Annotated in this window: 9 protein-coding genes; 6 read left to right on the forward strand and 3 right to left on the reverse strand. The window is 69.4% G+C overall.

All coding sequences use genetic code 11. The features are described 5' to 3' along the window. Positions 1–31 precede the first annotated feature (31 nt). Positions 32–688, reverse strand: coding sequence for a TonB family protein (locus QMX79_RS17160; protein WP_282247817.1), 657 nt, complete (start codon positions 686–688; stop codon positions 32–34). Between the two features lie 129 nt (positions 689–817). Next, complete coding sequence (locus QMX79_RS17165; RefSeq protein WP_282247818.1) at positions 818–1,552, reverse strand: SIMPL domain-containing protein; 735 nt, start codon at positions 1,550–1,552, stop codon at positions 818–820. Between the two features lie 130 nt (positions 1,553–1,682). Here QMX79_RS17165 and QMX79_RS17170 point away from each other — a divergent pair, with 130 nt between their 5' ends. From QMX79_RS17170 to tldD, 4 genes are read left to right on the forward strand one after another with little or no spacing between them, the layout of a single operon-like run. Further along, positions 1,683–2,264: a Maf-like protein gene (locus tag QMX79_RS17170; RefSeq protein ID WP_282247819.1), complete on the forward strand. Its 582-nt coding sequence runs from the start codon at positions 1,683–1,685 to the stop codon at positions 2,262–2,264. Next, positions 2,257–3,744, forward strand: coding sequence for a ribonuclease G (rng, locus tag QMX79_RS17175; RefSeq protein ID WP_068853541.1), 1,488 nt, complete (start codon positions 2,257–2,259; stop codon positions 3,742–3,744). The genes QMX79_RS17170 and rng overlap by 8 nt, the downstream gene beginning before the upstream one ends. A 45-nt stretch (positions 3,745–3,789) precedes the next feature. Continuing rightward, positions 3,790–7,626: a YhdP family protein gene (locus QMX79_RS17180; RefSeq protein WP_282247820.1), complete on the forward strand. Its 3,837-nt coding sequence runs from the start codon at positions 3,790–3,792 to the stop codon at positions 7,624–7,626. Positions 7,627–7,681: 55 nt separating this feature from the next. After that, a complete protein-coding gene (tldD, locus tag QMX79_RS17185) occupies positions 7,682–9,127 on the forward strand; it encodes a metalloprotease TldD (RefSeq protein ID WP_282247821.1) in 1,446 nt (481 codons plus the stop codon). A 31-nt stretch (positions 9,128–9,158) separates the two neighbouring features. Here tldD and yjgA read toward each other — a convergent pair whose 3' ends face one another. Further along, positions 9,159–9,752 (reverse strand): ribosome biogenesis factor YjgA, encoded by a 594-nt coding sequence (gene yjgA, locus QMX79_RS17190; protein ID WP_282247822.1) that lies wholly within the window; start codon positions 9,750–9,752, stop codon positions 9,159–9,161. Between the two features lie 68 nt (positions 9,753–9,820). On the opposite strand from yjgA, the gene pmbA reads away from it, so the two are divergent. Together pmbA and QMX79_RS17200 are read left to right on the forward strand one after the other, a co-directional pair. Next, positions 9,821–11,188, forward strand: coding sequence for a metalloprotease PmbA (gene pmbA, locus QMX79_RS17195; RefSeq protein ID WP_282247823.1), 1,368 nt, complete (start codon positions 9,821–9,823; stop codon positions 11,186–11,188). Positions 11,189–11,263: 75 nt separating this feature from the next. Further along, positions 11,264–11,647: a DUF4870 domain-containing protein gene (locus QMX79_RS17200; protein WP_282247824.1), complete on the forward strand. Its 384-nt coding sequence runs from the start codon at positions 11,264–11,266 to the stop codon at positions 11,645–11,647. Positions 11,648–11,859: the final 212 nt, after the last annotated feature.

The following is an 11,859-nucleotide window of genomic DNA, read 5'->3' on the forward strand; positions in this document are numbered from 1 at the left end:
GTCCCGGGTCCGGGACCCCGCAGCACTGACCTTACTGCGGCAGCGAGAAGCTCACCGGCACCAAGCCCACGGCCGGCACGGCCTGCCCGTTGACCTGGGCCGGCACGAAGCGCCAGTGGCGCAGCACCTGTTGCCGCGCAGCATTGTCCAGCGCCCGCGAGCCGCTGCTGCGCTCGATGGACACGGCGGCCGGTTTGCCGTCGGCGTCGACCTGCACCCGCAGGGTGACCGTGCCCTGCTCCCCGGCCCGGATGGCGGCGATGGGGTAGCTCGGCGGCGGCGCGGTGCGGTACTGCAGCTGCACGCCGTCACCGGAGGCCGCCGGCGTCGGCTCGACCGGGGCCAGGGTCGGCGTCTGCACGTCGCTGGCGGGCAGCGGCGGCACGGCCAGCACGTCGTCGGCGGTGGCGGTAGGCGGCGGCAGCGGCGCCACGCGCGGGGTGGTGGTCGGCGCACGCACCGGCACCGGCTCCTGCGGGTGGATCGGCGGCGGCGGTTCCGGTTGCGGCACCGGCGGGGCGATCAGGTTCACCACCGTGCGTTCGCGTGGCAGCGGGGCGGCCACATAGGCGGCGGGAATCAGCAGGAGCATCAGGGCGAGCAGGTGCAAGGCCAGCGCGGTGCTCCAGCCAAGCACGCGCGGGACGTCGATTTGCAGCGGGACCCCCGGGGGATGCGTACGGACCATGCTCCACTCTCCTTGCCAGATGTGCGTGCGGGAACATCAACGTGCAGGGGCCGCGGCCCCGCAATGACAGCAATACCGCAGCCCGACGCGGGCCGGAAGTCAGGGGTGGTGTGGGCGTTTGGCTGGCGTTTACCGGCCCAGGTCGAACACCACGTCCAGGTTGACCGATACGGTCGACTCGCCCGGCGAGACCGGGGTGGAGACATCGGCGGCCATCGGCGCGGCTGCCGCGCGCATCATCACCGGGCGGAAGTTGCCGCCGCCGCTTTCGGAAATGCTGACAATGCGGCGCACGCGCAGGCCCAGCGACTTGGCGTAGGTCTCGGCGCGGGCCTGGGCCTTCTTCAGCGCGGCCAGGCGGGCTTCGTCATAGACCGGTTCGGGCTGGTCGATCTCGAACTGCGGGCCGTTGATCTGGTTGGCGCCCTGTGCGGCCAGCGCGTCGAGCACCTTGCCCAGCTTGGCGATGTCGCGCACCTTCAGGCTGACGGTGTTGCTGGCCTGGTAGCCGGTGATCTTCGGCGCTTCATTTTCGGCGTAGCGGTACTGCGGGCTGAGGTTGACCCCGCTGGTCTGCACGTCGCGCTCGGCGATGCCCGCGGCCTTGATCGCGGCCAGCACCTTGACCATCTGTTCGGCGTTCTGGCGCATGGCCGTGTTGCCGTCGGTGGCCTGGGTGACCACGCCGGCCGACAGCGTGGCCACGTCGGGCACGCGGCGGGCTTCGGCGTTGGCCGAGATGTTGAGCAGGGTGCTGTCGGCCGGCACGGCGATGGCGGGCTGGGACTGGGCGTGGGCGGTCATCGAGGTTCCCAGGGCAAGGGACAGGGCAAGCAGCAGCGGGGACAGGGTCGGGCGGCGCATATGCATCTCCATGTGAAGGCGTTGAGGTTGGTGTCGGAGCGATGAACGTCTGGTGAGGTCCAGCGGGGTTGATCACGATTCGGAGCCGTTGCTCGCGATTCAGACAGGGCCCGCAGGTTATGCTTCCGCGATGCTTTATCTTGCCTCTCGTTCGCCCCGACGAACCCAACTGCTGGCGCGCCTGGACCGACCGTTCCGCGCGCTGGACCTGGACGTGCCCGAAGTACGGGCCGCCGGGGAAACCGCCCAGGACTACGTACGGCGCGTGGCCATCGACAAGGCCCGTGCCGGGCTGGCAGTGGTGGCCGGCGACCCGGACGCGGTGGTGCTGGGCGCGGACACCGAGGTGGTGCTGGACGGCGAGGTGTTCGGCAAGCCGGTCGACGCGGCCGATGCCGCCGCCATGCTGCGCCGGTTGTCCGGCCGCACCCACCAGGTGATGACCGCCGCGGCGCTGGTCGCCGACGGCGCCGAGCAGGCGGTGATGGTGGTGTCGGAGGTGAGTTTCATCGCGCTGGACGAGGCGGCCATTGCCGCCTACGTGGCCAGCGGCGAGCCGATGGGCAAGGCCGGGGCCTACGCCATCCAGGGCGGGGCCGAACGTTATATCCGCCACCTGGCGGGAAGCTATTCGGGTGTCATGGGCTTGCCCCTGCAACAGACCGAGCAGTTGCTGCAGGCGTTTGAATCGAAGGGAGTCGCCCGTGTCTGAAGAAATCCTGGTCAACGTCACCCCACGCGAAACCCGCGTGGCGGTCATCGAAAACGGCATGCTGCAGGAGCTGCACATCGAGCGTGGCTGGCGCCGCGGGGTGGTGGGCAACATCTACAAGGGCAAAGTGCAGCGGGTGATGCCCGGCATGCAGGCGGCCTTCGTCGAGGTAGGGCTGGAGCGCGCCGCGTTCCTGCACGCCAACGACGTGGTGCGCCCGGCCCCGGTGGCCAGCCCCGATACCGAGGGCACCACGCTGCCGCCGCCGTCGTCGGTGCCGATCGTGGAGCTGCTGCGCGACGGCCAGGACATCGTGGTGCAGGTGGTCAAGGACCCGATCGGCACCAAGGGTGCGCGTTTGACCACCCAGATCAGCATTCCCTCGCGCTACATGGTGCTGCTGCCGCAGTCCAAGGTGGTCGGGGTGTCGGCGCGGATCGAGGACGAGGCCGAGCGTGCCCGGCTCAAGACGCTGGTCACCGAGCTGTCGGCCCAGCACGGCGGCTACGGCTACATCGTGCGTACCAACGCCGAAGGCCAGCCGGCCGAGGCGATTGCCGAAGACATCGCCTACCTGTCACGGGTCTGGAACGTGGTCGAGCGCCGTGGCCGCGAGGCGGCCCCGTGCAGCGTGATCTATGAAGACCTGAGCCTGCCGCTGCGTTCGGTGCGCGACCTGATCCGCAAGGACGTGGACAAGGTGAAGGTGGACTCCAAGGAGACCTTCACCCAGCTGCAGGCCTTCGTGGCCAAGTACATGCCGGTGCTGGCCGAGAAGCTGGAGCTGTACAGCGGCGACCGCCCGATCTTCGACATGTTCGGGGTGGAGGACGAGATCGGCCGCGCGCTGGACAAGCAGGTGCCGCTCAAATCCGGCGGCTACCTGGTGATCGACCAGACCGAGGCGATGACCACCATCGACGTCAACACCGGCTCGTTCCTGGGCCAGCGCAACCTGGAGGAAACGGTGTTCCGCACCAACCTCGAGGCCGCGCAGTCGGTGGCACGCCAGCTGCGCCTGCGCAACCTGGGCGGGATCATCATCATCGACTTCATCGACATGGATGACGCCGAACACCGCCGCCAGGTGCTGCGCACGCTGGAGAAGGCGTTGGCACGCGACCATGCCAAGACCACGGTCTACGAGTTCTCGCCGCTGGGACTGGTCGAGATGACCCGCAAGCGCACCGTGGAAAGCCTGGAGCGCCAGCTGTCCGAGCCGTGCCCGGAATGCAGCGGGCGCGGGTCGATCAAGACCGCCGAAACGGTCACCTACGAAATCTTCCGTGAGATCACCCGGGCGGTGCGCCAGTTCGATGCCGCACGCCTGCTGGTGATCGCCTCGTCCAAGGTCGTGGCGCGGATCACCGATGAGGAATCCTCGGCGGTAGCCGAACTGGAGGAATTCCTCGGCAAGTCGATCCGATTCCAAGCTGACGAGCAGTACCTGCAGGAGCAGTTCGATGTCGTGCTGCTGTGACCTGAGCCGGCCCGCGCAGTGGTGCGCCGGCGCCTGCGGGACCCGATGAGCGCGCCGCTGCGCCTGCGACTGCGAAGGATTCGCCGCCATGCTGTCTATGCCATGGCGATCGTATTGGTATGTGTGGCGGTGCTGGTGGGCAGCGTCAGCCAGGTGCTGCCGCTGGCCGAACGGCACCCGGACAAAGTGGCCGGGTGGTTGAGTGCGCGTGCCGGGCAGCCGGTGCGTTTCGACCAGCTGCAGACGCGCTGGACCCGGCGGGGGCCGCTGCTGGCGCTGAAGGGCCTGCGCATCGGCGAAGGCGAGGGGCTGCGCATCGGCGAGGCTGAAGTACAGGTCTCGATGTATTCCGGGCTGCTGCCGGGCCGTTCGCTGACCGAGCTGCGCCTGCGCGGCCTGGCCCTGGTGCTGCAGCGTGCGCCGGATGGCCGCTGGTCGGTACAGGGGCTGCCGCAATCCAAGGCCGGCGGCGATCCGCTGGATACCCTGCGCCGGCTGGGTGAACTGCAGGTCATCGGCGGCCGGCTGCGGGTGGATGCGCCGTCGTTGAACGTACAGACCGAGCTGCCGCGCATCGACCTGCGGCTGCGGGTGAACGGGCAGCGGCTGGCGGTGGGCGCGCGCGCGTGGGCCGATCTCAACGCCGCGCCGCTGACCGCGGTGGTGGACTTCGATCGCGCCCACGGCAACGGGCAGGCCTGGCTGGCCGCCGACCCGGCCGACTTCCGTGCGTGGGCGTCGCTGCTGCAGTTCGGCGGCGTGGCCCTGCAGCAGGGCACCGGCACCTTGAATGCCTGGGTGGACCTGCGCGACCGCCGCCCGGTGATGGTCACCGCCGATGCCGACCTGGCCGGCGTGCAGCTGCGCGGTGCGCGGCTGGCCGATGGCGGGCGCCCGCAACTGCAGCTGGATTCCCTGCAGCTGCGCGCGCGCTGGCGCTGGGTGCAGGGCGGCTGGCGGGCCGATGCACCGCGCCTGCGGATCGGCATGGAAGGGCGCACCGAGAAGCTGGATGGGCTGTTGATTGCCGGCGGCCAGCACATGGCCCTGGCCGGCGACAACATCGACGCCACCGCGCTGCTGCGCGGGCTGGCGCTGACCGACCGGATCGATGCCGGGCTGCGCAGCTGGCTGCACGACGCCGCGCCGCAGGTGCGCATGAGCCGCGTGCGGTTCGCCGGCGAGCGCGATGGCCCGCTGAGTTTTGAAGGTGAGCTGGAGGAGATCCAGTTCGCCGCCGCCGGCCATGCGCCGGGCCTGAGTGGCGTGGGCGGCCATTTCGACGGCGATGCCAACGGCTTCCGGCTCGACCTGCAGCCGACCCGGGTGATGCATTTCGACTGGCCCACCGGGTTCGGCGTGCGCCACGACGTCCGCCTGGCCGGCAGCATGGTGGGTTGGCGCGATGAAGGCGGTGGCTGGCGCATCGGCACCCCGGCGCTGCGCGTGCAGGGCACGGACTATGCCGCCGACGTGCGCGGCACCATGTGGTTCCAGGGCAATGGCACCCGTCCGTGGATGCAGCTGGCGGCCAAGCTCGACGATGTGCCGATGACTGCGGCCAAGCGCTTCTGGATCCATTCCAAGATGAGCAAAGCGGCCACCGACTGGCTGGACGCGGCGCTGGTGGGTGGTTACGTGCGCGGCGGTGTCGGGCTGGTCACCGGCGACCTGGAAGACTGGCCGTTCAGCAGAAACAACGGTCGCTTCGAGGCCACCGGCCGTATCGACAACGGCAACATCCGCTTCCAGCGCGACTGGCCCACCATGAACAAGGTCGAGGGCGATATCGCCTTCATCGGCCCGGGCTTCGAGCTGCACGGCCGTGGTGACCTGGCCGGGGTGGCGGTGGACCACTTCGATGCGGGCATCGCCGATTTCGGCGCCTCGCAGCTGTACGTGAAGGCGGCCAGCCGCAGCGACGCCGGTGCGCTGCTGGCCATGCTCAAGCAGAGCCCGCTGCACAAGACCTACGCCGATTCGCTGGACAACCTCACCGCCAAGGGCCCGGCGGCGGTTACCTTCGACCTGCTGCAGCCGCTGCACCACGAGGAGGGCGGCGGGCACCTGCAGGGCACCGTGGACCTGGACGGCGCCACGCTGTCGGACAAGCGCTTCGACCTGACCTTCGAGGCGATGCGCGGCCAGGCGAAGTACAGCCAGGACGGATTCGGGGCCGAAGCACTGGCCGTGCGCCACCTGGGACAGGACGGCCAGCTCAGCCTGCGCGCCGGCGGTTACGCGCGCGACCCGCAGCACGCCTTCGAAGCCGAGCTGGGCGCGTCGCTGGGTGCCGGGCAGCTGCTTGACCGGGCGCCGGAACTGGCCTGGCTCAAGCCCTACATTGAAGGCACCTCGCGCTGGACGATCGGGGTGACCCTGCCGAAGGGGGTGCCGGGCGGCAGGACCGAAGCGCCGACCCTGCTGACGCTGCACTCGGACCTGGTCGGCACCCGGCTGGACCTGCCGGCGCCGCTGGACAAGCCGGCCGAGGTGCCGCTGGCCACCGCCGTGAAGGCGCAGCTGCCGATGGGCGCCGGGCGCGTTGACGTGGCCTTCGGCGAACGCCTGGCCCTGGCCGCGCGCACCCACGACAACAAGACCGGCGTGCAGGTCACGCTGGGCAGCGCCACCGTTGACCGCGACCCGCCCGCCAGCGGGCTGGTGGTCAATGGCCGCAGCGGCTCGCTGGACGCCCTGGACTGGATCGCGCTGGCGCGTTCGCCCGGCGGTACGCCCGATGCCGACCCGATGCCGCTGCGCCAGGTGGACGTGCAGGTCGGGCAGCTGCTGCTGGTGGGCGGCGTATTCCCGCAGACGCGCCTGCAGCTGCGCCCGAACCCGAGCGGGGTGGACGTGCGCCTGGACGGCCCCTCGCTGTCGGGCGACCTGAGCGTGCCCAACGCCGACGGTGCGGCCATCGTCGGCAAGCTGGACCGGGTGCACTGGCAGTCGTTGCCGACCCCGGTGAAGGTGCCCGGCGATGGCGCCGCGATCGTTCTGCCGGCCGACGCCACCTTGCCGGCGCGGGTGCAGGCCAGCGCCAACGACACCAATCCGGCGAAGATTCCCCCGCTGTCGCTGGACATCAACGACCTGCAGTTCGGCAAGGCGCGGCTGGGCCAGGCCGTGCTGCGCACGCGCCCGTTCGGCAACGGGCTGAGCGTGGACCAGCTGCAGTTCCGTGCGCCCAAGCAGGTGATCGACATCCAGGGCCGCTGGCTGGGCATGGGCGAAGCTGCGCGCACCCAGTTCCAGGTCAAGGTCGACAGCGAAGACCTGGGCGGGCTGATGCAGAACCTGGACTACGGCGGCCAGCTGCGCGGCGGGCAGGGCCAGATCAGCCTGGATGCCGGCTGGCAGGGCGGTCCATCGGACTTCCAGCTGGGCGCGTTGCAGGGCCAGATGCAGGTACATGCCCGCAATGGCCAGCTGCTGGAACTGGAGCCGGGCGCCGGCCGCGTGCTGGGCCTGCTCAGCGTGACCCAGCTGCCGCGCCGGTTGATGTTCGATTTCCGCGATTTCTTCTCCAAGGGCTTTGCGTTCAACCAGGTGGAGGGCACGCTGGCGTTCGCCGACGGCATGGCCACCACAGACAAGGTGCTGATCGAAGGCCCGGCCGCCAACATCAGCATCCGCGGCCGCACCGACCTGCGTCGCCAGCAGTTCGACCAGACCATCGACGTCAACCCGCGCGCCGGCAACCTGCTCACCGTGGTCGGCGCCGTCGCCGGCGGGCCGGTGGGCGCGGCGGTGGGCGCGGCCGCCAATGCGGTGCTGTCCAAGCCGCTGGGCGAGATCGGTGCCAAGACCTACCGCGTGACCGGCCCCTGGGCCGAACCCAAGGTCGAAGTGATCGACCGCGACGACGCACCACGTTGACCCCTCATTTCTGCGCATGGCTTGCGATATTGGCCCGCGCCCACAGATCAAGACCATGACCGACAACGCACTCACCCTTGCCCAAGACCGCCTGCTGCTGCCCGCCGGGCTGGACGCCGGCGGCCTGGAACGCACCTTTGGCACCCTGTTGGGGCCGGGTATCGATTTTGGCGACCTGTACTTCCAGCACGCCCGCCGCGAAAGCTGGAGCGTGGAAGACGGCATCGTGAAGGACGGCGCCCACTCCATCGAGCAGGGCGTGGGCGTGCGCGCCATTGCCGGCGAGAAGACCGGCTTCGCCTATTCCGACGACATCCATGGCGATGCGCTGCTGGGCGCGGCGCGCTCGGCGCGCGCGATTTCCCGCGAGGGCGGGGCGCAGCCGGCGCGCTCGCTGGTGCGCGGCAATGCACGCGCGCTGTACCCGGCGCTGGACCCGATCGATGGCATGGGCAACGAAGCCAAGGTGGAGGTGCTCAAGCGCCTGGACCGCTTCCTGCGCGCGGCCGACCCGCGCGTGCAGCAGGTGATGGTGAGCCTGTCCGGTGGCGTGGACACCATCCTGATCGCGCGCAGCGACGGCGTGCTGGCCGGCGACATCCGCCCGCTGGTGCGGCTGAACGTGCAGGTGATCGTGGAGCAGCACGGCCGCCGTGAATCCGGCTATTCCGGTGGTGGTGGCCGCTACAGCTACGAAGAGCTGTTCGCCGACGGGCGCCCGGAAGCCTTCGCCCGCGAAGCGCTGCGCCAGGCGCTGGTCAACCTGGAAGCCATCCCGGCCCCGGCCGGGGTGATGACCGTGGTGCTTGGCCCGGGCTGGCCCGGCGTGCTGCTGCACGAGGCGGTCGGGCATGGCCTGGAAGGAGACTTCAACCGCAAGGGCACCAGCGTGTATGCCGGCCGTGTCGGCGAGCGCGTGGCGGCGCCGGGCGTGACCATCGTCGACGACGGCACCCTGGACGGGCGGCGCGGCTCGCTCAACATCGATGACGAAGGCCACCCGACCCAGTGCACCACGCTGATCGAGGACGGCATCCTGGTCGGCTACATGCAGGATTCGCTCAATGCGCGCCTGATGGGCGTGGCCCCGACCGGCAACGGCCGCCGCGAATCGTTCGCGCACATGACCATGCCGCGCATGACCAACACCTACATGCGTGCCGGCCAGCATGACCCGGAAGAGATGATCCGTTCGGTCAAGCGTGGCCTGTATGCGGTGAACTTCGGTGGCGGCCAGGTCGACATCACCAGCGGCAAGTACGTGTTCTCGGCCACCGAGGCCTACCTGATCGAAGACGGCAAGGTCACCGCGCCGGTGAAGGGCGCGACCCTGATCGGCAACGGACCGGAAACCATGCAGAAGGTACGCATGATCGGCAACGACCTGGCCCTGGACGAGGGCGTGGGCGTGTGCGGCAAGGATGGCCAGAGCGTACCGGTGGGCGTGGGCCAGCCGTCGCTGCTGATTGATGGCATCACCGTGGGCGGCACCCAGGCCTGATCGCCGGATGCGCCCGTCCTGCCAGCCCGGCTCAGTCTTCGGCGCTGTCGGCGTCGCCGATGTCGTCTTCGTCGGTGTCGGCCGCCGCGGCCTCCAGGCCCAACGCGGCCGGCAGCAGCAGGTTGCGCAGCACCTGGTAGATTTCACGGAACGCGCGCGGCGGCTTGTTCTTTGCTTTCTCTGCCTGGGCATTGCGCACCAGCGTGCGCAGCTGCTGGCGGTCGGCCTGCGGGTACTCGGCCAGCAGCGCGCTCAGCGCGGTGTCGCCGTCCTTGAGCAGGCGCTCGCGCCAGTCCTCGGCGCGGTGCAGCGCGGCGATCTCACGGCGCGAGGTATCGCTGTTGACGTCCAGCGCATCGCGGATCGCGTCCAGGGTGGCATCGTCCTCGCGGCGCATGTGCTTGGCCAGGAACGCCAGCTGGCGCTTGTGGGCGATATGGGCGGTGATCCGCTTGGCCTCGGCGATGTGCGGCAGCAGGTCTTCCGGCACCGGCACGCGGGCCAGCTGGGCCGGGGTCAGCGACACCAGCTTCTCGCCCAGGGCCAGCACGTCCAGCGCGTCGCGCCGGTTCTGGCTGCGGCTGATATCAAGGAATTCACCGGTTTCTTCGTCGCGTCCGCGCATCGTCTTCTTTCCACATCCAGAACTGTGCCCGGCGTTGCGCCCGGCACTCACCCGTACAGGATAAAGCATTGAACGTGATCTCCCCTGAAGCCCATGCCGCCGACGACAGCCTGCCCCGGCTGGAACAGCTGGCCGACATCTCCCAGCAGCTGCTGGCCCGGGCCCGGGCGCTGGGCGCCACCCAGGCCGAAGTCAGCTGCAGCGAGGAGCGCGGGCTGGATGTGAACGTGCGCCTGGGCGAGGTCGAAACGGTGGAATCCACCCGCGACCGCGGGATCGCCGTCACGGTCTACTTCGGCCAGCGCAAGGGCAGCGCCAGTACCGCCGACCTGCAGCCGGCCAGCCTGGAATCGACGGTGGCCCAGGCCTGCGCGATCGCCCGGCATACCGAGGACGACGAGGCCGCCGGCCTGGCCGACCCGGAGCTGATGGCGCGCGAATTCCCGGACCTGGACAGCTGGCACCCGTGGGCGCTGCAGGCCGACCAGGCGGTGGACCTGGCGCTGGCCTGCGAAGCGGCCGGGCGCGAGGCCGACCCGCGCATCAGCAATTCCGACGGCGCCTCGGCGGCCACTGCGACCAGCCTGTCGGTCTACGCGAACTCGCACGGCTTCATCGGCCGTGACCGCAGCAGCCACCATTCGGTGGGCTGCGCGCTGATCGCCGGGCAGGGCGATGGCATGCAGCGCGACGGCTGGTACAGCAGCGCGCTGGCCCGTGAGGACCTGGAAGATGCGGCGTCGATCGGCCGCCGCGCCGCCGAGCGCACGCTGGCCCGCCTCAACCCGCGTTCGATGGCCACCGCGCAGATGCCGGTGCTGTACTCCCCGGAAGTGGCGCGTTCGCTGATCGGCCACCTGCTGGGTGCGGTGTCCGGCGGGGCGCTGTACCGCCGTGCCAGCTTCCTGCTCGACAGCGTGGGCACGCAGCTGTTCCCGGACTGGTTCGCGATCGAGGAACGGCCGCTGCTGCGCCGCGGCCTGCGTTCGACGGCGTTCGATGGCGATGGCGTGGCCACCCGCGATTCGTCGCTGATCGAAGGCGGGGTGCTGCAGCGCTATGTGCTGGGCAGCTATTCGGCGCGCAAGCTGGGCCTGGTGACCACGGGCAATGCCGGCGGCGTGCACAACCTGCGGGTACAGGCCAATGCGGGCGACCTGGCCTCGATGGCGCGGCAGATGGGCACCGGCCTGCTGGTAACCGAGCTGATGGGGCAGGGCGTGAACGGCGTCACCGGCGATTACTCGCGTGGCGCCGGTGGCTTCCGGGTGGAGAACGGCGAGATCCAGTACCCGGTCGATGGAATCACCATCGCGGGCAACCTCAAGGAGATGTTCGCGGCGATCGAGGCGGTCGGCAGCGACATCGACCGCCGTTCGCACGTGCACGTGGGGTCGATCCTGGTCGGGCGGATGACCGTTGCCGGTAACGATTGACGTATCCTATTCCAGCTGCCTTGGCAGGCGGGGAGCCTGCCACGCACCACCCATACACTGGACAAGGAGTTTCACGTGAGCGAATTCGAGAACGTCACCGCCCCGCCGCCGCCGCCGACCAGCGCCGGCCCGGTTCCCAGCGACCAGCGCACCATGGCGCTTGCCGCGCACCTGCTGGGCATCTTCACCTGGTTCATCGGCCCGTTGATCATCTGGCTGATCAGCAAGGACGACGCCAGCAAGGGTTTCGTCACCGACCAGGCCAAGGAAGCACTGAACTTCCAGATCACCATCACCCTGGCGATGATCATCTGCTTCATCCTGATGATCGTGATCATCGGCGGCCTGCTGGCGCCGCTGGTGGGCATCCTCAACATCGTGTTCTGCATCATTGCGGCGGTGAAGGCGAACAACGGCGAGGCTTACCGTTATCCGTTCACCTTGCGCCTGATCAAGTAATTCCTGTTTTCTGGGAATGCAGAAACGCCCGGCATTGCCGGGCGTTTTTTGTTTGGAGCAAGAGCAAGATCAAGATCAAGATCAAAAGCAGTCGCCTGCGAACGTACCTGGGCTGGGCAGGCGGGTGTGGGTTTGCGGGACACGCTGCAAGTACATCCATGTAAGCTCGTTCGCGCCATCCATGGCGCTCTACGGTCCCGCAAACCCACCCC

It is taken from the genome of Stenotrophomonas sp. PS02300, assembly GCF_029959395.1.
GTDB lineage: Bacteria > Pseudomonadota > Gammaproteobacteria > Xanthomonadales > Xanthomonadaceae > Stenotrophomonas > Stenotrophomonas maltophilia_AD.

What these genes read in the sequence shown, in the direction of transcription:
- QMX79_RS17160 (WP_282247817.1), bottom strand. Translation starts at nt 688, where the DNA reads ATGGTCCGTACGCATCCCCCGGGGGTCCCGCTGCAAATCGACGTCCCG.
- QMX79_RS17170 (WP_282247819.1), top strand. Translation starts at nt 1,683, where the DNA reads ATGCTTTATCTTGCCTCTCGTTCGCCCCGACGAACCCAACTGCTGGCG.
- tldD (WP_282247821.1), top strand. Translation starts at nt 7,682, where the DNA reads ATGACCGACAACGCACTCACCCTTGCCCAAGACCGCCTGCTGCTGCCC.
- QMX79_RS17180 (WP_282247820.1), top strand. Translation starts at nt 3,790, where the DNA reads ATGAGCGCGCCGCTGCGCCTGCGACTGCGAAGGATTCGCCGCCATGCT.
- yjgA (WP_282247822.1), bottom strand. Translation starts at nt 9,752, where the DNA reads ATGCGCGGACGCGACGAAGAAACCGGTGAATTCCTTGATATCAGCCGC.
- QMX79_RS17165 (WP_282247818.1), bottom strand. Translation starts at nt 1,552, where the DNA reads ATGCGCCGCCCGACCCTGTCCCCGCTGCTGCTTGCCCTGTCCCTTGCC.